Origin of the sequence: Aquisphaera insulae (genome assembly GCF_011064615.1) — a bacterium.
In the GTDB taxonomy this organism is placed as follows: Bacteria; Planctomycetota; Planctomycetia; order Isosphaerales; family Isosphaeraceae; genus Aquisphaera; species Aquisphaera insulae.
In genome coordinates, this window is record NZ_JAALJH010000008.1 from 162,977 (window position 1) to 183,354 (window position 20,378).

A 20,378-nucleotide genomic window follows, 5' to 3' on the forward strand; every position below is an offset into this window, starting at 1 on the left:
GAGGTTCGACCCGAGCACCAGAGTCCCGGGGCTCCCATGCGCCTCGACGCCCATGGAAGGCTCCTCCCCGTGGCAGGCCTGGAATTTGCCCGCGGGTGACATCAGCCTTGGCAACGAGTCCGCGGCCTCCACGGTCCTGAGAGGGGGGGGCTTCGCGCTGCCGTTCCCCACCTCGGATTCGGCTCAGCCATTCGGCGCGGGTGCGTCGCCCTGGGATGCCCTGGCGCCTCCCGCTCGGGCCCAATCCGAGCGCTCGGGTCGCTGGGACGATCCGCGGCGGCAGTCCGACCGTTTGCCGTCGATCGGGGATGAGATCGGCGGCTTCCGTCTCGTGCTCGAGATCGGCCACGGCGCATTCGCCAGGGTCTTCCTCGCGGAGCAGATCAACCTGGCGGGTCGTCTCGTGGCCGTGAAGATCTCGCGGGCGGAGGGAGATGAGCCCCGGATGCTCGCTCGACTCCACCACGCAAACATCATGCCCCTGCATTCGGTCCATGACGATCAGGCGACGGGGCTTCGCATCCTCTGCATGCCCTATTTCGGGGGAGCGAATCTCGCCCAGGTCCTCCATTTCTCCTGGGGACTGGCCAGGCCGCAGGCGAGTGGACGGAGCCTCGTCGAGGCGCTCGACGCCCTCGGCCGCCGGATCCCCGAGGGACTGAGGGCGGAGCCATCCGTCTCGCCCCGCAGCCGGTCGCGAAGGTCTCCGAGGATCCGCCATGACGGCCCCTCCGGCCGTCCCCCCAGGAAGGCGTTGTCCCGGGATCCGGGCGTGGCCGGAAGCAACCTCTCCGAGTCCCTCAACGGGCTTCGTTCGCTCATGAGCCGGCTGGTCCAGATCCGCGAACCGCGGGGGGCGGCCGGCGAGGATGGCGAGGCCTTCGTCCCCTCGCGGAGCTTCCTGCGGGACGCGGACGCGGTGCATGCGGCCGTCTGGATCGTCGCGCGCCTGGCCGAGGGGCTGGACCATGCCCATTCTCGGGGCCTGCTCCACCGCGACCTGAAGCCGGCCAACATCCTCATCGCCGCCGACGGCACCCCGATGCTGCTCGATTTCAACCTGGCGGCCGAGCGAGAGCCCGGCACGACGGACGCCGACCGCGCGAGCCGCGCGGCGATCGGCGGGACCCTCCCTTACATGAGCCCGGAGCATCTCGACGCCCTGGATCCCGCCGGATCGACCCCGCCTGAGAGCATCGACGAGCGGTCGGACATCTACTCGCTGGGCCTCATCCTCTACGAGATGATCGCCGGCGAGCATCCCTTCGAGGAGGTCTTGCCGGAGCCGGGCCAGGACCCCATGGACGTCGTCCGGACCATGATCGAGAACCGCAGCGCGCGTCCGGTCCCCTCGCTGAGGCGGGCCTGTCCCGGCGTGCCGAGCTCGCTGGACGCCCTGGTCGGCCAGTGCCTGGACCCCGACCCCGATCGGCGTTACCAGTCGGCCCACGACCTGGCCGAGGACCTGCGCCGATTCCTCGAAAACCGCCCCATGAGATACTGCCCCGAGCCCAGCCTCAAGGAACGGATGGCGAAATGGGCCCGGCGCCATCCGGTCCTCTCGAGCTCCACCTCGATCGCGGCGGCCAGCCTGGCCGTCATGGTCCTCCTCGGTTTCCTGGGGTGGGGCGCCTACGATTCGATGCTCGGGCTCTCGGCACGCATGAAGCTGCGGGCGTACGAACGGGCCGCCATCAACTGCCAGTTCCTGCTCAGCCTCGGTGCCGAGGAGGCCCTCACGAGGCGCGGCCTGGATCAGACGAGGGAGATCCTGGCCGAGGTGGGCCTCCCCGATCCTGGAGCGGAGCCGCCCCCTACCGGGACGGCCTCGACGAGGGCGACCTCCGCCGCCGATCCTCAGGTCCATCTGGCAAGCTGGATCGATCGACTGACGCCGACCGAGGCGGCCCGGGTCCGGCTCCGGTCGGCGGAGCTCCTGATCCTCGAGGCGCGGGCCGGCGTCGCGCTGGCGAGCCGCGAGACGACCGGCGACGGACGTCGCAGGGCCCTCCGGCGAGGCGTCGCGCTGCTCGAGCAGGCCCGTCGGCTCGGGCCCAATTTCGCCTCGATCCTCCACCGCGACCTCGCCCGGTATCGCATGGCCCTCGGCCAAGGCGACGAGGGGGCGAAGGAGCTGAAGGCCGCGGCCGTACAGGATCCGGACAGCCCGGAGGACTGGACCATGCTCGCGACCTCGCTCCTGGCGGAAGGAGATCTCCACGCGGCGGAGACCTCCTTGCGGCAGGCCCTCAACCAGGACGTGACGTCGCTCTGGGCCTGGTTCGCCCTCGGGCACTGCTACTTCGAACAGGGCCGTTATCTCGAAGCGTCCGGCTCCTTCAGCGCATGCGTCGCCCTCGGGCCCGATCACGCCATCGCCCACTTCAACCGCGGCCTCGCCCTGGCCAAGGCGGGCCGGATGCTCGAGGCCCTGGGCGCCTATGATCAGGCCGTCCGTCTCGACGCATCGCTCGTCGAGGCGCGGGCCAATCGCGCCTTCGTCGAGCTGGAGCTGGATCGTCCCGAGGCCGCGCTCGCGGATCTACGCGCCGCGGTGCAGTCCGGCTGCCGCAGGCCGGTCGTCCTGGCCGCGACCGGAGAGGCCCTCTCCCGCCTGGGCAAGCAAGCCGAGGCGCAGGCCTGGTTCTCCGAGATGCTCGAGAAGGATCCCGGAGACGCCGTGGCGAGGACGGCCCGCGGGATGAGCCGGCTGATCGAGGACGCCGACGGGGCCATGGAGGATTTCTCGGAAGTGCTGGCTCGCGATCCCAGGAACCCGCTGGCCCACTACGGCACGGCCCGCCTGGTCCGGGGCCGCGATCACCGCCGGGCGATCACGCATCTGAACGCGGCGATCGAGGCGGATCCGCACCTCATCGATGCGATCGAGCTGCGGGCTCTGGAACGGGCCAGGCTCGGCATGCGGTCCGCACTCGACGACGTGGATCGCCTGGTCCGCGCGGCGACGCCCAGGCGGCTCTACAACGCGGCCTGCGCGCTGGCGGTCTACGGCGAGAAAGCTCGCGATTCGGCCAGCCACGACCAGGCGGTGGAGATCCTGAATGATGCCGTCGCCGCCGGTTTCCCCAGGAGCAGGGCCGCCGAGGATCCGGACCTCTCCGCGCTCATCGACAGGCCCGATTTCCGTCGGGTCGTCGGCCTCCCGGATCGCACGACCACCCGCCGGGAGGCGCCGCGGTCGTGACGGCGAGTCGGTTGCGTGGATCAAGGGCGCGGGCCGCCTCCGGGGGCAGGCTCCGCGTCGCCGGGCTCACGATGTCTCCGTTCCGCGGCAGCCGCTCCCGCCGTCATGGTTGAGCCTTCCGCTCCCGCTGCCCCTGCCGCCGCCGTCGGCGAGGAGGCGGAAGCCGACGTGTAGGGGTAGAAGGGCGTCCGGTCGAAGAGGTTCCGGGGACGCAGGTCGAAGCCGCTCCACATCACGATCGCAGACCCTTCCCACGCGTCGTCTCCCGGCCAGAACCTGGGACCGCTCCCCGGCTTGCCGTCCTCATCGCGCGGCTCGTGGTGGGCCGAGGAGGTGGCCCAGAGGACGATGTCGGCGAGCTCGACCGTCTCCTCGTCCTTCACCATGGCGGGCAAGTTCGAGAAGATGCCCTCGAGGGGCCGTTCGGGATGGGCCCGCGTCACCCAGAAATCATGCCTCGTGAACTCTTCGTTGTGCCGGGATGAGCCCATCCGGAGCGGGAGCACGTCATAGGCGATTTGGTTGCCACGGGCGTTCCTCCGGTCGCTGGCGATCCGGATCATCGTGAACTCGCGGGGATCCCAGTCGATGCCACCCTCGAAGCCACGGTTGAAGGGCTCCTCGAGGTCCTCCGCATGCATCCCGGCCGGATCCTCCGTGTGCCGCATGACCATCGCCGAGTTCTTGCGGCCGTCGACCAGGTCCATGTCGATCCGCCAGTGGGTGTTGTGCATGTGGGCCTCTCCCCGGTGCCCCGGAAGGTTCTGGCCCGTCGACCCGAGCCGGAGGCTGATCGTGCCGTCGTCGTGGAAGCCATAGGACATGATGTACATGTAGTTCCCGGCCTCGAGCGCCCCCCAGATGACGAGCTCACGGCCCCGGCGGACTCCGTGCGCGTAATCCTTCCAGACGACGCCTCGGTCCCTCAGCTCGCGGACGACCGTGGGATAAGGATCGCCGGCGAATGCGGGGAGCAGGGTCCCGTTCGGTCCCGCGTCCTCCTCGCGGACCTGGGCCATGGGGAAGGAGAAGCCCGTGAGGTCGAAGTAGCGGATGTAGTTGGCCCGGTGGTACGGGACGAAGAGCTCGGCCACCCGGACCTCGCCCAGGATCTTGATCCAGTCTTCCTGGAGATTTCGACGATACCAGGCACCGGTGATGTACAGGCCCTTGTGCAGCCCCCGCGCATAGTGAACCTTCCAGGCCGTCCCCTTCCGCGGCTCGAGGCCTCCCGATTCGCCGACGAGGAACTCCGCGGTCGTCTCCTGCGAGGGCGGGTCGATTCGGGGCTGGCGGAACGAGACGTACTGGGCCCCCGCGTCCGTCGACATCTGGATGGCGACCGCGATGGCGAGGACGGCCGCGGTTGATTTGAGTCCGAGGACGGGGCGCAGGGCCCCCGTGATCCGGGAGAGCCGTTCCATGCGGCGAGTCCTCTGCGGGGCTAACGAGGCTTCCTGGGCGCCGGAAACACCTCCGGCGCGGGGGTCGAAACCTCGCGAGTGGTCAGGTCGATTCGCGGGCGAGGATAGCTGAGGTCCTTGGGACCAACTCGGTAGGTCAGGTCGATGACGCGGTGAATTCGCGGATCGTCCCCCACGGTGAACTGGCTGAACTGGGGGTAGACCGAGAGCTTGTCGCCGAACTTCTCGACGAGGGCCTTCACCGGCTCGCTCCGCGCCTTCGCCAGCGTTCTGGCCTCCTCGTACTCCTCGTCGGACAGGGCCGTTCGCAGGTGGGCAGCCTCCTCGACCCGGACGGCCTTGCCGGTCGAGACATCCACCGTCGTGAACACCGTGACGTCGTCGCGATACCGGTAGGTGGTCACGAGAGCCAGGGGACCGGGAGAGCCGGCTCCTTTCGGCGTGGCGGCGGGCGGCTCTCCCTCACGAGGTGCGGCGACGGACTCGTCTTTCGACCTGGCGAGCTTCGGCGAGTCCTTCAGATCCACCAGATCGAGGGCGACGACATACTCCCTCGGATCGTCGTTCTCGCGGCGAGGTTCGTCCGGCCGCTTCCGCCGTTCCTCGGACGCCTCGCGCGCCACCCGGACGGCAGTCTGTGCTTGCTTGGGGCTCAGGCTGGCCCTGGGCGCCGGCGAGTCCTGCGCCGGGGCGATCGAGGGGAACGACGCAACCAGGGCGAGCACCGCGGTCGAGACGGCACGCATCGGGCCCGTTTCAGGCGGAGCGTTCATCGGAATCTCCGGGCGTCGAAAGGCGACCGCCGCGGATCCAATCGAGGTTCGATTGGATCCGCGGCGGGTCGACGAGTGAACGTAGAGACGGCGACGATCACGGCTCCTTGATGTCGAGATTGGCCTCCAGGACCTTGGCGATCCGGTGCCGGCATTCCTCGAGGTGGGCCCGGGTGGTGTCATCGAGCGAGGCCGGCCTGGAATCGAGGACGTTGCCGATCTTCAGGCCGATCTCCTTCAGGTGGAGCCGGGCCAGGGCCCGCGCATCCGCCGGGACATTCCTGCCCCCGCCGCTGAGGAAGACGATGAAGGAGAACGTGTCGGACGAGGATCCGGGCCGATCGCCGAGGACCATGTTGCTCAGGCGTCGCAGGTGCTCCCGCTGGAGGTTCCGGCGGATCGTCGAGAGCGAGACCTTCGGACTCTTGGGGTCCTTGGTGTCGGGGAGCTTGTCGACGTCCGACCAGATGCCGTCGGTGAGCGACCGGAAGACCTCGTCCATCCGGAGCGGATCGGCCCCCGCGTCGGCCTGGAGCTGCTGGTTCTGGAGGCGGGAGAGGACGCTCCCGCTCAGGCAGTGCGACAGGACGATCTTCTGGATCCCGAGGATCCGCTCGAAGACCGAGATGTCGATCGCCGGGCCGTACGAATCGTCATTACCCCAGTGCATCCACCGCTCGACGCCCAGCCGGCGCAGGAGGGCGGGGGAGAACTGGAACGCCTTGTCGCTGAGGACGTTCTCGCTGAGGAACTTCAGGCATTCCCGCTGCTTCGGGCCGGAAACCGGCACGATCGGGTCGCGGGCGTCCTTGTCCGCCTTGTGATCCCGCGAGACCGACTGGCCGCCGATGAACTGCGAGGCCAGGGTCGCCCCGTCGCCCCACTGGCTCAACAGCATCGAAAAAGCCTTGCGCGTCCGGGCCCAGGACTCGCCGTCCTTCACGACCCGTCCGTCCAGGTCCTTGAGCAGCTCGGAGGCGAGGGCGATCCGGTCTCGGCCGTAGGCACACGGGTCGCTCCCCATGTCCCACCGGTTCACGTACGGATCCTCGTTGAGCGCCGAGTCCTCGTCCGTGGCGTAGACGAGGTCGTGTTCCGGGGCCCTCGAGGCGATCTTCTTGAGCTCGGTCGCCTCGTCGCCGTCGACCGGCTTGTAGGCGTACTCGATGGCCCAGTAGTCGTACGGCCCCAGGGTGGTCGGGTAGTAGTCGCCCTGCTTCTTCCCCTTGGGAGCGATGTTGACGGGGCAGTAGTCCATGACGCTTCCCACCAGCCCGCGGGCGTGGGTGATGGCCGTGTCGTGGAGCTGGTCGCCGCCCAGCATCGTGCTGGCCTTGAAGTTGTGCCTCAGCCCGAGCGAATGGCCGACCTCGTGCATCGTGATGTACTTGATGGCCTGGCCGATGAACTCCTCGGTCAGCTCCGGCTTCGGATCGGGCTTCTTGGCGGCCTTATCCTTGTCCTTGTCCTTGTCCTTATCCTTATCCTTCTCGATCGGAGGCGGGGCGGGCTTGGGGGCGTCGGCGAGCGCGACGGCGGCGAATCCCAGGTCATTCTGGAACCCCGTCTGGAGCTGGCACATCCCCCGGCGCGAGAACGCGTTCCGGCTCGCGAGCTGCCACTGGAGGAAGTTCTGGTCCGCGGGCACCAGGTCGGGGACCATCTGCCCCGCGGGCCGGTCGAGCGCGGCAAGCCCGGGGAGGCGTCCGCCGCCCGGCTGGCCGTAGCCCATCTTCGAGGCGAGGATCGGGCTGATCACCTCGCCGAACGCCAGCGGGGCGATGCGGGCGTCTCCGCTCGCCATCGCGGTGCTGCCGATCAGCAGGGCATAGCTCTCCTTCCAGTAGCGGACGAAGCTGGCATCGAACACCACGTCGCCGTCGATCATCTCTCCGGTGATCGGATTGGAGCGGAGGCAGGACATCGCGTAGCTGGAGTCGCTGGTGATCCAGCGGAACGTGCAGTAGTTCGTATCCTCGGGGTCGAAGACGTCCCGGTCCGACTCCTGCCAGCGGACGGCGATGGCGTTCTTGAAGCCGATCTTCTCGAAGGCCTTGTTCCACTCGCTGATCCCCTCCTCGACGTAGGGGCGATACTCGAGGGGTACGGTGTCCTCCACATACCAGATGATCTGCTTCTTGGGCGGCGAGAGCTTCGCCCGCGGGTCCGACTTGTCGAGATGCCAGCGGTTGATGTAGCGGATGAAGTTCGAATCCGGACTCGTGATGCCGAAGTCCTTCGTGGCGTTGAGGAAGTGCCCGACGCGATCGTCCGCGATCCGGGGCCGGTAGCCCCCTTCGGGGGCCTTCATGATGGAGAAGTGCAGGACCAGCGTCGTGCCGTGCGGGTCGGCGATCTCCCCTCCGCCCATCCACGACCGCGAGCCGAAGTAGGTGGCTTCGAGCTCCAGCTCCATGTTGCCGGGGAAGCCCTTGGCCTTGGTCCAGTGGCTCCGGTTCCGGTCCGGCGACCCCATGCCGACGTTCGCGAAGTCGCCCATGAAGACGTCCGAGAGGTCGATGACCGCCGCGTTCCCTCGCATCGGATTCTGGGTGATGATCGGCAGCGCCATCAGCACCGAATCGGTGTAGTTCTGCTTCACGGCCTTGTCGAGCGGGGTCCCCGGCGGGGCCTTGAAGAAGATATTGCGGCGGACCACCTGCACGCGATCGCCGACGCGGCGGAGCACCAGCACGCGCTCGTCATCGCCCACCGGGATCCCGGCCTGGGCCATGCCCCGCGCGATCGTCGTCGGCGTCAGGAGCGGCTGGTTGAACTGGTCGGGGCGGATCTCCATGTAGAGATGGTCGCCCGTGAGGTACATGTTGAACAGGCCCTCGATCTTCTCCGCGCCCTGGGTGACCTCGTTGAAGTCGCGGAAGTTGTTGCGCGGTCCGCGATTGAGCGTGACCTGTCGGGGCGGCGAACCTTCCGCGTTGATGGACGGCTGCGGATCCTGAGCGTGGACCACGGCCTGCGGAATCCCGACGAGAAGGGCCGTGGCGATCGCCCTGGACCATCCCCATCGCCTGCTGAAAATCATGAAGTCCTCCCGAGAGGTGATCGTCCGGCGAGAGCGGGGCAGGGCAGAGATTGCCTTTCCCGCGAAAAACAGTCACGGCGGAGGGGCCCTGGGTGGGCCTACCCCGTCCGACGACCGAGGTGTCCGATTTCCATCGTGACCAAAGGGGTCCCGGTTTGCAAGCGACGGATTTGACGGCTGGCTAGCCGGCGGAAGATCCGTCGGCAATTCCGATTCTTCCGGCCCGACCCGTCCCGCCATCCCGACGTCGAACTCCCCTCCGGACGGCTACTCCCTTGCAACGGTCGCCCTTCGGCCCTCTGATGAAGGACAGATCCGGTCGGCCCCGTTGAGGGGGTTCGGACCGGCCGAGAGGAGGACCGATGGCTGCCCGTGATTGCGTCGCGAGGACCCTGGTGCGGAACTGCTTGCTGGGCGTCACCATCCTGGCCGGCCCGTCGGCCGGCTTGGCCGATGACGCACCGTGGCTCGTCCCCTACTCCGGGCCGAGCCGCGACGACATCGACGCGACCACGCTCGACGGCAAGGTGCTCTGCGGCTATCAGGGCTGGTTCAACACCCCCGGCGACGGCTGGGGGAATCAGTTCGTCCACTGGGGCCGGGGCCTCGAGCGCCCGGGGAAGGGCCAGTTCACCGTCGATCTATGGCCGGAGCTCTCGGAGTACGACCCGGCGGACCTCACCGAGGTCCCCGGCCTAAAGCTGGCCGACGGCTCCCCGGCGAGGCTCTACAGCGCCTTCCGGAAGGGCCCGGTGCTGCTCCACACAAGATGGATGCGCGAATACGGGATCGACGGGGTCTTCGTCAGCCGGTTCGTCGGCGAGGCGGCCGATCCGGGGAGGTCGCGGCACGTCAACCAGGTCCTGGCCAACCTCCGCGAGGGCTGCCACCGCGACGGCCGGGTCTGGGCCATGATGCTCGACCTCTCGGTGGGAGGCCGAATGCGGACCCAGGCCGTGAAGGACGACTGGAAATTCCTCTGCGACCGCGTGAAGATCCGGGAGGACAGCCGCTACCTTCACCACCAGGGGAAGCCCGTCGTGCTGCTCTGGGGACTCGGCTTCAAGGATCGGCCCTGGACGCCGGAGCAGGGGGAGGAGCTCGTCCGCTTCTTCAAGGACGACCCGAAATATGGCGGGACTTACCTGATCGGCGGGATCGACCCCCACTGGCGGACGCTCAAGGGGGCTTCGCGGCCCGAGCCGGCCTGGGCGGCCGTGTATCGGTCCTTCGACGCCATCAGCCCGTGGGACGCCGGCCGCTACCGCGACGACGCGTCCATGGACCACCTCCGAAAGGAGGTCTGGGAGCCCGACCTCGCCGAGCTGAAGGGCCTCGGCAAGGGCTACATGTCGACGGCCTTCCCGGGGTTCTCGTGGGACAACCTCATGCACAGGTCCCCCGGCGCGACGAGGATCGAGCGGCGGGGCGGCGAATTCTACTGGCGGCAGTTCGCGATCTTCCGCGAGCTCGGAGTCCGGACGGTCTTCGTCGGCATGTTCGACGAGGTCGACGAGGGTACCGCCATCTACAAGGTCACGAACAAGCCGCCGATCGGCCCTTATTTCCTGACGTATGAGGGGATGCCGGCCGACTGGTATCTTCGCCTCACCGGTGCGGCCTCGCGGATGATCCGCGGGGATGACCCCATCTCGTGGACGATCCCCGCGAATCTCGAAGAACCCAAACGATGATGAGACCAATGCACCTGTCACTGCAACGCCCTCGATACGCGATCCTCGCCCTGCTCGCGGTCCTCGTCGTGGTCACATCGGCGTCGTCGGCACCCGGCGACGAATGGCAAGCTCGCGAAAGCCAGCTCGTCGCGGTCGTCCGGGCCAGGTTCTACGACCGCGCCCGAGCGGAGGCATGGAGCGGGGAGAATCAACATTTCTGCAAGGGCGTCCACGACCGCGCCGGCTTCGACGAGGCGGCGCGCCAGGCCGTCCAGAAGCTGGGGAGATCTCATACGGCCTTCTACACGGCCGACGAGCCGCGATATCACGGACTGCGGGCGATCTTCCCCGGCGCGCTCAATCTGCGGCCGGACCAGGTCGCGGTCGAGTCCATCGGAGTCGACGTCACGCCGGATGGCTTCGTGCGCGTGATCTTCGCCGGATCGCCGGCGGCCTCGTCCGGACTGAGACGCGGCGACCGGATCCTCCGGGCCGACGACAGGCCGTTCCAGCCGATCGCCTCGTTCCGCGGCCGCGAGGGGAAGCGGGTGACGCTCTCCGTCCAGCGTCACAAGGATGCGAAGCCGCTGGAGATCGTTGTCGTGCCCAGGAGGATCGACCCCCGGCAGGAATGGCTCGATGATCAGGAGAAGGGAGCCAGGGTCGTCGATCATGGCAGCAAGAAGATCGCCATCATGCGCCTCTTCTCCGCGGCCGGAGAGGCCCACGAGGAGCGGATTCGGGACGCCATCGCCGGCCCATTCGCCGGGGCGGACGCGCTGATCCTGGACCTCCGCGACGGCTGGGGCGGGGCGGCACCGACCTTCCTGAACCTGTTCAATCGGACGCCCCCCGTGCTCGAACAGAAGGGGAGGGACGGCAAGGGCCTGAAATTCGACACCCAATGGAGGAAGCCGCTCGTCCTGCTGATCAACGAGGGCTCCAAGAGCGGCAAGGAGATCGTCGCCTACGCGGTGAAGAAGCACAAGCTCGGCAAGCTCGTGGGGACGTCCTCCGGCGGGGCCGTCCTCGCGGGGACGCCGATCCGGTTCGACGATCGATCCATCCTCTACCTGGCCGTCGCCGACGTCCGGGTTGATGGAGAGACGCTCGAGGGTGTCGGAGTCCGCCCGGACGAGCCCGTGACGGACGCCCTCCCGTTCGCCGACGGCCGCGATCCCCAGCTCGAACGGGCGCTCGACGTCGCGGCCAAGGAATGAGCCGCGGGGGCCGGCGATGGCCAGACGGTCGCATCGCATCGCCTCCCCCGCGTCCCTCATCACCCGCCAGTCAGCGGGACGATCCCGGCGGACCGCCGCCGCCCGGCGGTGGTGTTCCCCCCCCACCCGGAGGAGTTCCGCCACCTGGGGGCGGAGTCCCTCCGCCATCCGGCGGGGCCCCGCCTCCGCCTCCTCCCCCGGGGCCGCCGCCCGCGCCGTCACTGCCGGCCTCGGCGCCATTGGTCGGGTCCTCGTTGGCCGCGTCGGACAGGTCAAGGACGATGTTGATCGTCCCCGTGGCCCGCACGCGGTTCTCGAAGAGGGTCAGGAGCATCTCGGCCCCGGCGTTGGCCGCGGGGATGCCGTTGGCCGAGGAGCCAAGGAAAATGTCGTCGTTCGCATTCGTCGTGTCCCGCATCCCTCTGGCGTTGTAGGGGGCGACATTGGCGAAGACGTCATCCGTGATCGCGTCGTCGAAGAAGAGCTGGGTGGTGAAGTTGTACGTCACCGTGTCGGTCGTCGCGTCGTAGACGCGAACGCGGACGTGAATATGCACGGTCCGTCCGCTGTACCAGCCCGGGTAGATGCTCAGGAACCTGACGTTCCCGTGGGCGTTGGTAACCTGATATCCGCGGAGGAACTTCTCGCCGACGGTGTTTTGCGCCGCCACGTCGGAATAGACACCCGACGCGCTGCAATGCCAGATGTCGACGTAGGCGCCGGGAAGCGGCGACACGCTGCCGTCGGCGTTGACCTGCGAGACGTTGATCGCCAGCGTCAGCGGCAGGCCGGGCTGGACGATCCCCGTCGAGGGGTCGATGCGGATGTTCGACCGATTGAGCATCTCGTCGACCCAGTAGGGGCCTTCGGTCAGCCCGGGAGACTCGTCCGCCACCATGTTCGAGGCCCGCACGGTCCCCCGGGTGAGGACCGTGATCGCGGCCCCCGCGGCCGCTCCCTTTCGCATGAGCTCGCGGCGGCTGGTCCGGCTCGCCGGCATGTTCGATTCGTCGGTCATCGTTCGAGGCCTCATGAAGTGTTCCGGCTAATCTTGTGTCAATCAACCCGATCGGACTTGCGACGATCAGTCGTGCAGGGCCGCCGACCGGCGCTTGCGCGCCGCCGCGACAGCCCCCGTGACGGCGACGCCACACGCGAACGGGACGATGGATCCCGGCTCCGGGATGGCGGTAGCGGCGACGCTCATCTGAAGCGGATAGCTCGTGTAGGGGAACCACGTCAGGCCGGCGTCGTCCGTGCTCCCCCAGAGGCCCTGGTAGCCGACTCCGCTGCCAGAATCGGTCCCCGACCACGACCATTCGAACGAGCCGGTCGTGGCCACCACGACGATCCAGTAGGTCGAGCTGGCCGACAGCGTGATTCCGCTCGCCGAGAAGGTGACATCGGACGGACTCGAAGGAACGTCCGCCGGCCCGGTGAGCGTGCCGACGAGGTTCCCGGGCTGGAGCCCCCCATCGTCGAAGACCTGGACCTCGACCGAGCCCTTGATCGACGTCCTCTCCAGGCGGAGCGTCACACTGGCGAGCGAATAGGCGGAACTGTCGGTGCCGAATGAGGCCGCAAGCCACGTATCCCCGGTGATCGACTCGGTGCCGGCCGATGCGTTCGAGAGGTTATCCGAGAGGATCGTGTCGGCCCGGGCGAGGGCCGGCGCGAAGAGCAATGCGGCAAGAGCGGCGAGCCGGCAGGCGTGCCAGTGCCGGCGCGAAGTCGCGGGCATGAGGTAACTCCTGAAGTGTGGCGAACGTACCGCTCGAATCGCCTATCCTGGCGGTAATACCCTCGAGCGGCTTGTCGGTGCACGACGGGTGGTGTCGTCGACAGGACTCACAAGAGTCACGCAATCCCGGCCGAACAGCGCGCGCGGCGATTCGGTGGTGTATCCTTGGAATGTCCGTCGGCCGGGCCGAACATCCAATCAACTGGGTCTCACCCGAGAGCACTGCGCATGCACGGTCATCCCCGTCCTCGATTGCGCCCCGGTCTGGAGAGCCTTGAGCCTCGTTCCCTGATGACGACCGTCTTCCTCCTCAGCGGCAATGGATTCGCCGACTCGAGCCCCGGCCGCCAGACCGAGGTCACCGCCGCGGATCTCGCCCGCCGCGGATATGTCGCCGTCCAGCTCTCCTATCCCAGCATGAAGGGCGTCGGCTCGTTCCTCGGCCTCGCGCGGCAACTGGTCCGGGCCAGCCGCGGCGAGCCGATCGGCCTGGTCGGCTTCAGCGCCGGCGGGACCCTCGCCCTGCGGCTCGCCGGCTATCCGGGACTGAACGTCGCCGCCGTCCTGAACTTCTACGGCCCCCCCGATCTGTCCGACTACATGAATCACCACGCCGGCGACATCTTCGCGCGCAAGGTCGCCCAGAACATCGGCGGCAACCGTGCCTTCATCGACGCCATGAGCGGGCCCAATCCGACCACGGCCTACATCGTGAATGCCTTCGGCGCGCGCGATCGCAACGTCGTCGCCAGCGTCAGCGAGGCCAGCTTCCGGAGGGACTTCAGCTCGGGTGCGACCTACACCTACGGCGGCAACCACGGCGTCACGATCCGGGCTCAGCCGGCCGCGTACATGGACTTCCTCAATCACCTGCCGGTCGTGGTCGCCCCCGATGCGTCACTGCGGCTGCCGCGTCGGCCGCGGCCTTTCTTCGCTCGTCCTCGGCCGATCTCGTGACCTCAGGATGCGTCCAGTTCCGGCGGCCCTTCCTCGCGGAGGACTTCGGCCCGGGATCGCAACTGGCGACGAAGCGCCTCGAGCGGCCCCGGGAGTTCGTCGGCGGCGATCCGGTCGAGGACGCGAAGGGCATGGGCGGGACGTCCCTGCACGTTGAGCAGGAGCTGACCGAGCTTGAGCCGGACCCGCGGCGAGGGGGCTTCCGTCCCGGCGTCGTAATCCTCCATGACGGCGATGGCCGAGTCCCAGGCCTCCACGCCCAGCAGCCCCTTGATCAGGTCGAGCCACTCCCGCGGCGGCGGCTGCCAGCCTCGGATCCGCTCCCGCGACTGGCGGTAGACGCCCAGGGCCGCCTCCACCTCGTCCAGGTCCAGGTGACCGCGGAGGGCCCGCAGGGCCGATGCGCCTCGATCCTCGAAGGGGGTTTCCGATCCGGCGGCTCGGCTCATGGTCCCGACTCCCCGCTCACCAGTACTGCCACTCGCCGGTCCTGAGGACGTGAATCCCGAGCGCGAGATTCGCGACGAGATGGCTGATGAAGCACGCGAGGAGGGACTTCGTCCTCCAGAGCAGCCCCGCCCAGAGTATCCCAGTCAGGAGAGCGGGAAGCCATTCCGGGTGCGCCAGCGCGAACAGGGCGGATGTCGCGCCGGCGGAGAGCAGCGTGACCCGGCCGATGGGCACCGCGTGGAAGTTCGGATCGATGATCCAGCGGATCAGGAAGGAGCGCCAGAAGAGCTCCTCGATGACCGGCACCAGCAGGACCAGCCCGAGGAACCGCACCGCGATGAAGGCGGCACGCCAGCCCGCGGGCATCTCGGTCGGATCGAAGCCCGTCCGCTTTCCCAGGAACGAGAGTGCCGGATAGAGGCCGTCGAGCCGGACCCAGAGGACGTACACGATCAGCCCGACCACGACGCCGAGGGCGAGCGTCCCGATCCGGGGGATTGGCAGGAAATCCCTCCAGGTCGATCGATAGGCGATCGCGACGCCCGCCACGACGGCCACCTTGGCGGCATAGGCCAGCGGATACCAGGACTGGGGGACGTACCCCTCCAGGCTGGTGAGGGCCAGGAAGGCGAACATCGGGGCCACGTACGGGATCATCTCGCCGACGCCTGCCTCCCCCGGGGGGGGAGCTTGCCGGGGCGGGGACTCCGGCGTGGTCGGGTCGTCCGTGGCGATCGTGCTGGGGTCCATCGGAGGGTCTCGGGGAGAGAGGGAATCCAGGGCCGCCGGCGGAGCGAGGGGCGCGATCTCAGGTCTCGCGGAGCAGGCCCCAGAGCGCCGGGTCGTCGAGGCGCCGCACCACCAGGTCGGCCGCGATGAGGCCCTCCGCCGGGCTATGTTCGTGGGGGATGCCGACCACGAACGTGCCGGCCGCCCGGGCCGCCGCCACGCCGGCGGGGCTGTCCTCCAGGACCATCACGGAGGCCGCGGGGACGCCGAACCGCCGCACCGCCTTCGCATAGATCTCCGGATCCGGCTTCCCCTGCGTCACATCCTCGGCCGCCAGGATGAAGCGGAAGCGGTCGGCCAGGTGATGCCCCTCCAGGAGCCGGTTGGCGTAGGGCCGCCCGGACGACGTCGCGACGGCCAGCGGCAGCCCGGCGCGTCGGAGCCGGTCCAGGAGCGCGATCAGGCCCGGAGTCGGATGGACAGCCGTGTCCACCTCGTCATTGAACCGCCGTCGGACATCCGCCAGCAGCTCGTCCTCGGACTCCTCGAGGCCGCTCATGGTCTTGAGCAGGTGGCCGACCTCGGCCGACCGACGACCGATCATCGCCGTCATGATTTCCGGCGTGAACGATTTCCCCCGCGAGGAAAGCATCTCGGAGGCCGCCCGGAAGAAGAGGGCCTCGGTATCGAACATCAGGCCGTCGAGGTCGAAGACGACGGCCTGGATCGGCTCTGGCTCGGTCATGCGGTCGAATCCTCCGCGGCCCGACGGCCGCGAACGCTCTCCGGGAAGAGGTCTTCCTGTCGCAGGTTACCCGATTCGTCGAAGGGAATTTCTAGGAAATCCGTCTCGAGCTCGAGCTCCTGGTGGGCCCGAACATCGGGCTCCAGGGCCCGCGTCACCCAGAGCGTCGTCAGCTCCAGGGTATTGGGGACGATCGCCAGCCGGCCCTCATCCGGGCTGGTCCGCCAGCAGGTGTCCAGCGAGGCGGCCAGGACCTCGCGGTCGGTCGGCAACGAGAGCGGGACCCGCGCCCTCGTCAGAAAGTTCGTCGTCATGCTGTTGACCCGCATCGGGACCGGGTCGATCGCCCCGACCAGCCGATCCGTGGTCAGGTCCGCCAGGCCGATGCCGAGCGCATTGCCCCGGGTCTCGGCGGACAGGTCCAGCACCGCCAGCCGGGTGATCACCGGCCGGGGCAGGTCGGGCATGGTCTCCACCCGCTGGCGGCCGATCACGTTCGGATCCAGGCCCGTCCCGCTGTAGTTCTTGCCGAGCTCCCCGACCACCAGGACGTCGAGCTGCTCGAACGGCAGCCGCCCCATCAGCTCGCGCGACTCGTCCAGCAGCCTCGGCTCGACGTCGAGGATCTCCTCCGGCTCCACGCCCACGATCCTGGCCGTGTGCTCGCTGGCGTTCTCCAGGATCGCAATGCCGAGCGCCACCGGCGTCCGCTTGAGGAGGTACTTGCCGACCTCCGGGAGCATGGTCTTCAACCCGGGCAGGCCGAGCTTGTGGACCTGGTACGCGCCCTGTTGCTTACCAAGGCCAATCGTCAACATCTTGAGGAGGCCGCTCTCGTACCGCCCGGTGAACGAGGTGTGCGGCTTGATCCGGTTGATCAGGATGATGCCGTCGGCGTCGAAGGCGTTCTGGTCGAAGTGGATGGGGAGCCCGAACGAGTTGGTGCCGACGACCACGGTCTCCATCTCGCCCCGAATCGGGCAGCCCATGGCCTCCTCGGTCACGCCGAACTCCGCGAGCATGGCGAGCTGGCCCGCCGTGGTCCCGCCGCCATGCGACCCCATCGCGGCGACCAGGAACGGCCGGAAGCCCAGCGAGCGGACGGCGTCCACGGCGGCGCGGAGGATCGCGGAGATCCCGGCGATTCCCCGGCTCCCCGCCGTGATGGCCACCCGGCCGCCGGGGATGACTCGGGTCGCGAGCTGGCTGCTCCGGATGGCCCGGGTGACCTCGGCGGCGACGTCGGCCACCTCGGGCTGATCGAATCGACGGCGGACGCGGGCGATGGGGGGGAGATTCATCGTGGGTCGGGCGGTTTCGGGTTCGGCCTGAGGTCGGGGCACGGGTCGCCTCCGGTGGCGATCCGGCGTCATGGGATGATCATACCGTCCTCGGTTCGAAAGCACCAAAGCCCTCGTCGGCCTTCGACGAGGGCTTCGATTGATCTCGCGGTCGACGGTGGCCGTGCGTCAGGCGGCGACGCGGGCCTTCCGGGCGTGGCGGACCAGGGCCACCGCCCCGATCATGCTCACCCAGGCCAGGGCCGTGGCCGGCTCGGGGACGGGCACCTCGTGGATGTCGCCGCCCTGGGCCGAGTAGGCCGACGGGTAGGTGATCTGCGGATTCGCATTCTGCAGGCTGACCGGCTGGTTCACGTACGGCTGATTCGTGAGCACGATCACCGTGGCGCTGTTGCTGCCGGCCTGGAGCGGGCCCGAGTTGGACGACGCGTCCAGGTACTGGAACGTCAGGGCTCCGGTCTTGGTCCCCGGCATCCAGGCGACCGAGGTCGGCGTCTGGATCACGCTCCCGGGCGCCGCCTTCGAGAGGTCGAGGCCGCCGATCTGGCCGTCCTTGCTCACGTACGTCGCCGACGGCGTCGCGCCGGGGGTCAGGGCGGCCAGCGTCGGCGTCGCGTTGAAGGCCAGCGACGCGCTGTTGACCGAGGTCGCCTCGCCGCTCACGTCGGACACGTTGTTCACGGCGATCTGGTAGGCGTAGGCGTAGAGGCCGGCCATGCTGCCGACCCCCTTGAACACCTGCGACTCCATCAGGCCGGTCGTCGTCGTGTTCATGAACTGGAACGACGCCTTGATGGGCTCCACCCCGGGGATGGGCTGGAACAGGCTGTTGAACGTGGACGCGGAGATCTCGGGGGTGGAGAGCTCCTGGACGACGGGCGCCTTGACGGCGGCGGCGCGGGCAGACGGGCCGGTCAAGCTCAGCACAAGACCAGCACCCAGGGCGAGAGCAGACGTGAATTTGTTCATTCGAGCGATCTTCCAGGGTTGATCCGGGAAACTCGCCGGTCGCGGCGAGATCCCCCGTGCGAGTCGATCCTTAACTCGCCGGCCGGAGAACGTCTCCGGACGGTTCCCGCGAGGCGACCTCATCTCGAGCGCGGGCAGGCTCGACGGGAGCGGGGCTTCCGTTCCGGTGGAAGGCCCACTCCTCGGTCACGGTCCCACCGTCCCGATCAGTCAGACCTGCGGCGGAAGGACTCGGTGATCCATCAAAGTTTACTTGTCCTTCCCCGTCTGGGTTGGCCAAGACGGCGGGAAACTATCACGAAGCCGGCGATCGGTCAACACGATTCTCAGATTAGGCTCATCCTCGCCGGCAACGCGGCCGACGGTGCCCCGGTGAGCCCCCGGCGGCGGCTCACGAGCCGGGCTGGACGCCGGCGGACACGTCCGGGATGACGCTGGAATCCAGGTCCGGCGGACTGGCGGGGGAGTGGCCGTTGCGGGCCGCATGGGGCCCCGATCGGGCAGCAGGGCGATCCTCGGATTCGTCCGGGATCGCCTCGGGCGGCGCGGCAGGGGCCGCGGTCGGGGAGGGAGCGGAGGGGACCTCCGTCGGCGGGACCTCGACGGCGGGAGGGGCGGGGCTCACGCGGCGCCGGATCCCGGAAGAGCTCGCCGGGGACCTCGACGGGAGCAGGGCGTCGACCTCGCCGTCGTCGTCGGTCGGGTTCGTCTTGAGGTCGTCCGGGGGCAGGGGGGGTTCCTCGCCGAAGAGGACGGGCGGGCCCACCGGGAGCCCCGACCGCTGGCGGGCCTTGTAGTGGCGGTAGGCCAGCCAGCCGCCGATCGAGACCGCCACGGCCACCGCGAACCATTGCTGGGCCTCGCGGATCCCCCCCTCGATCTGCTGGGCGAAGACGAAGGCCAGCCCGAACATCAGGAACGTGCTCAGCGAGGCGGCCACCAGGTCGGTGAGCAAGAGCTTGAGCGGGGGGAGCTTGATGATCCCGGCCGTCAGGTAGGCCGCCGTCCGGAACCCGACCACGAATCGGCCCAGGATCAGGATCTTGAACCCGTGGCGGTGGAAATAGCCCTTCATCTGGGCCTCTCGCGCCTTGGTCAGCAGCCGCCGGGTGAGCTTCAGGTTGAGGACCTTCTCGCCATAATAATAGCCCAGGCCGTAGACGATGAAGTCCCCCGCCAGCACCCCGAAGAGGCAGGCCCCGAGCGCCAGCGGGATGATCATCCGCCCATTCCGCGCCAGCACCCCCGCCAGGATGACCGGGGCCTCCTCCGGGATCGGCAGCCCGAGCCCCCCCAGGATCAGGAGCAGGACAATCCCCGCATACCCAAGCTGTGCGACGAACTGCTCGGTCAACCTCGGCTCCTGCCCGAACCCCGACGTACCACGATCGCCTCAGATCGTGGAATCCATGGCGAGGGGCTATCTTAGCACAGCCGCCCGGGCCCGGCATCCCGACCCTGGGCGAGTCGAGGCATCCCGAGTGCTCCCCACGAACGCAAAAGGCCGCCTCGTCGGGGGGCCCGACGAGGCGGCCGTGGGAAGTTGGAGCCGAGCTCGACTCAGGACCTCAGATATTCGCCCCGCGCTGCCTGCGGATCGCGGCGCTACGCTCGTAGGCGTCACGCGCCGCGTCGCGGGCGTGCTGCCACTCCATCTCGCCGCGGTCGGGATGGGCCTGCCAGCCGGCGGCGAGGTCGTCCTCGTACTCGTCGAACTTGCCCTCGCCGTAGCGAGACTCGGCCTGAGCCCCATACTTGTAGGCTGGCGTGTAGGTCTCGAATCGATCGCCCTTGCGGACATACGGACGGGACGAGAAGTTGTCGCGGAGCCAGTTGTCCTGGGTGGTGGGGTCGATCAGCTCGCCGATGCCCTTGCCGGCGAGCCCGCCCGCGACCGCTCCGACGGCCGCTCCGATCGCCGTTCCGACGGGGCCCGCGACCGAGCCGATGGCCGCGGCCGTCGCCACGCCGGCCACCCCTGCTCCCAGGCCGGTCTCAACCGGATGAGACCCGGGTGCATTGGTGATGGGATCGGCATTTCGATCCCCACGAGGGGGAACATCGACCGACTTCTCGGGGTTCTTGGTGGTAGCCATGCTGTCGTCTCCTGATGTTAGCTGTGGCCGTGAAATTCACGGCGAGTGC

The 20,378-nt window shown here is 68.6% G+C and carries 16 protein-coding genes; 4 read left to right on the forward strand and 12 right to left on the reverse strand.

Going from position 1 to position 20,378, the window contains the following annotated elements:
• The first annotated feature begins 52 nt into the window (after positions 1–52).
• A complete protein-coding gene (locus G6O54_RS07455) occupies positions 53–3,205 on the forward strand; it encodes a serine/threonine-protein kinase (protein WP_165222513.1) in 3,153 nt (1,050 codons plus the stop codon).
• 20 nt (positions 3,206–3,225) lie between these two features.
• Here the strand turns inward: G6O54_RS07455 and G6O54_RS07460 are convergent, their stop codons facing one another.
• From G6O54_RS07460 to G6O54_RS07470, 3 genes are all read right to left on the reverse strand, one after another.
• Positions 3,226–4,629 carry a copper amine oxidase gene (locus tag G6O54_RS07460; RefSeq protein WP_165222516.1) on the reverse strand — a complete coding sequence of 468 codons (1,404 nt, stop codon included), beginning with the start codon at positions 4,627–4,629 and terminating at the stop codon, positions 3,226–3,228.
• 20 nt (positions 4,630–4,649) lie between these two features.
• Positions 4,650–5,402, reverse strand: a complete 753-nt coding sequence (locus G6O54_RS07465; protein WP_165222519.1) for a hypothetical protein — start codon at positions 5,400–5,402, stop codon at positions 4,650–4,652.
• A gap of 97 nt (positions 5,403–5,499) precedes the next feature.
• Complete coding sequence (locus G6O54_RS07470) at positions 5,500–8,445, reverse strand: zinc-dependent metalloprotease (RefSeq protein ID WP_165222522.1); 2,946 nt, start codon at positions 8,443–8,445, stop codon at positions 5,500–5,502.
• A gap of 362 nt (positions 8,446–8,807) precedes the next feature.
• On the opposite strand from G6O54_RS07470, the gene G6O54_RS07475 reads away from it, so the two are divergent.
• Together G6O54_RS07475 and G6O54_RS07480 are read left to right on the forward strand one after the other, a co-directional pair.
• On the forward strand, positions 8,808–10,139 hold the full coding sequence (locus tag G6O54_RS07475; protein ID WP_165222525.1) for a glycoside hydrolase family 99 protein: 1,332 nt from the start codon (positions 8,808–8,810) through the stop codon (positions 10,137–10,139).
• An 8-nt stretch (positions 10,140–10,147) separates the two neighbouring features.
• Complete coding sequence (locus G6O54_RS07480) at positions 10,148–11,341, forward strand: S41 family peptidase (RefSeq protein ID WP_165222527.1); 1,194 nt, start codon at positions 10,148–10,150, stop codon at positions 11,339–11,341.
• 70 nt (positions 11,342–11,411) lie between these two features.
• Here G6O54_RS07480 and G6O54_RS07485 read toward each other — a convergent pair whose 3' ends face one another.
• Both G6O54_RS07485 and G6O54_RS07490 read right to left on the reverse strand, forming a co-directional pair.
• Positions 11,412–12,359, reverse strand: a complete 948-nt coding sequence (locus G6O54_RS07485) for an intradiol ring-cleavage dioxygenase (protein WP_165222529.1) — start codon at positions 12,357–12,359, stop codon at positions 11,412–11,414.
• A 66-nt stretch (positions 12,360–12,425) separates the two neighbouring features.
• Positions 12,426–13,082 (reverse strand): choice-of-anchor R domain-containing protein, encoded by a 657-nt coding sequence (locus tag G6O54_RS07490; protein ID WP_165222531.1) that lies wholly within the window; start codon positions 13,080–13,082, stop codon positions 12,426–12,428.
• A gap of 291 nt (positions 13,083–13,373) precedes the next feature.
• Here G6O54_RS07490 and G6O54_RS07495 point away from each other — a divergent pair, with 291 nt between their 5' ends.
• Entirely contained in the window at positions 13,374–14,039 is a 666-nt protein-coding gene (locus G6O54_RS07495) for an alpha/beta hydrolase family protein (RefSeq protein WP_165222533.1), read from the forward strand.
• A gap of 2 nt (positions 14,040–14,041) precedes the next feature.
• Here the strand turns inward: G6O54_RS07495 and G6O54_RS07500 are convergent, their stop codons facing one another.
• From G6O54_RS07500 to G6O54_RS07530, 7 genes are all read right to left on the reverse strand, one after another.
• Positions 14,042–14,488: a hypothetical protein gene (locus tag G6O54_RS07500; RefSeq protein WP_165222535.1), complete on the reverse strand. Its 447-nt coding sequence runs from the start codon at positions 14,486–14,488 to the stop codon at positions 14,042–14,044.
• Between the two features lie 16 nt (positions 14,489–14,504).
• Positions 14,505–15,239, reverse strand: a complete 735-nt coding sequence (locus G6O54_RS07505) for a CAAX prenyl protease-related protein (protein ID WP_250846755.1) — start codon at positions 15,237–15,239, stop codon at positions 14,505–14,507.
• A gap of 58 nt (positions 15,240–15,297) precedes the next feature.
• The gene (locus tag G6O54_RS07510; protein ID WP_165222537.1) at positions 15,298–15,963 is read right to left on the reverse strand and encodes an HAD family hydrolase; all 666 of its coding nucleotides are present in this window, start codon (positions 15,961–15,963) and stop codon (positions 15,298–15,300) included.
• Positions 15,960–17,306, reverse strand: coding sequence for a nickel pincer cofactor-dependent isomerase, group 22 (locus tag G6O54_RS07515; protein WP_250846756.1), 1,347 nt, complete (start codon positions 17,304–17,306; stop codon positions 15,960–15,962). The genes G6O54_RS07510 and G6O54_RS07515 overlap by 4 nt, the downstream gene beginning before the upstream one ends.
• A gap of 126 nt (positions 17,307–17,432) precedes the next feature.
• The gene (locus G6O54_RS07520) at positions 17,433–18,233 is read right to left on the reverse strand and encodes a hypothetical protein (RefSeq protein ID WP_165222539.1); all 801 of its coding nucleotides are present in this window, start codon (positions 18,231–18,233) and stop codon (positions 17,433–17,435) included.
• A gap of 391 nt (positions 18,234–18,624) precedes the next feature.
• Complete coding sequence (locus G6O54_RS07525) at positions 18,625–19,587, reverse strand: DedA family protein (protein WP_165222541.1); 963 nt, start codon at positions 19,585–19,587, stop codon at positions 18,625–18,627.
• 214 nt (positions 19,588–19,801) lie between these two features.
• Positions 19,802–20,329 (reverse strand): hypothetical protein, encoded by a 528-nt coding sequence (locus G6O54_RS07530; RefSeq protein WP_165222543.1) that lies wholly within the window; start codon positions 20,327–20,329, stop codon positions 19,802–19,804.
• Between the last annotated feature and the right edge of the window lie 49 nt (positions 20,330–20,378).

Excerpts from the sequence above, each read along its gene's own strand:
- G6O54_RS07455 (WP_165222513.1), top strand. The coding sequence starts at position 53 with ATGGAAGGCTCCTCCCCGTGGCAGGCCTGGAATTTGCCCGCGGGTGAC.
- G6O54_RS07460 (WP_165222516.1), bottom strand. The coding sequence starts at position 4,629 with ATGGAACGGCTCTCCCGGATCACGGGGGCCCTGCGCCCCGTCCTCGGA.
- G6O54_RS07465 (WP_165222519.1), bottom strand. The coding sequence starts at position 5,402 with ATGAACGCTCCGCCTGAAACGGGCCCGATGCGTGCCGTCTCGACCGCG.
- G6O54_RS07470 (WP_165222522.1), bottom strand. The coding sequence starts at position 8,445 with ATGATTTTCAGCAGGCGATGGGGATGGTCCAGGGCGATCGCCACGGCC.
- G6O54_RS07475 (WP_165222525.1), top strand. The coding sequence starts at position 8,808 with ATGGCTGCCCGTGATTGCGTCGCGAGGACCCTGGTGCGGAACTGCTTG.
- G6O54_RS07480 (WP_165222527.1), top strand. The coding sequence starts at position 10,148 with ATGCACCTGTCACTGCAACGCCCTCGATACGCGATCCTCGCCCTGCTC.
- G6O54_RS07485 (WP_165222529.1), bottom strand. The coding sequence starts at position 12,359 with ATGACCGACGAATCGAACATGCCGGCGAGCCGGACCAGCCGCCGCGAG.
- G6O54_RS07490 (WP_165222531.1), bottom strand. The coding sequence starts at position 13,082 with ATGCCCGCGACTTCGCGCCGGCACTGGCACGCCTGCCGGCTCGCCGCT.
- G6O54_RS07495 (WP_165222533.1), top strand. The coding sequence starts at position 13,374 with ATGACGACCGTCTTCCTCCTCAGCGGCAATGGATTCGCCGACTCGAGC.
- G6O54_RS07500 (WP_165222535.1), bottom strand. The coding sequence starts at position 14,488 with ATGAGCCGAGCCGCCGGATCGGAAACCCCCTTCGAGGATCGAGGCGCA.
- G6O54_RS07505 (WP_250846755.1), bottom strand. The coding sequence starts at position 15,239 with ATGGACCCCAGCACGATCGCCACGGACGACCCGACCACGCCGGAGTCC.
- G6O54_RS07510 (WP_165222537.1), bottom strand. The coding sequence starts at position 15,963 with ATGACCGAGCCAGAGCCGATCCAGGCCGTCGTCTTCGACCTCGACGGC.
- G6O54_RS07520 (WP_165222539.1), bottom strand. The coding sequence starts at position 18,233 with ATGAACAAATTCACGTCTGCTCTCGCCCTGGGTGCTGGTCTTGTGCTG.
- G6O54_RS07530 (WP_165222543.1), bottom strand. The coding sequence starts at position 20,329 with ATGGCTACCACCAAGAACCCCGAGAAGTCGGTCGATGTTCCCCCTCGT.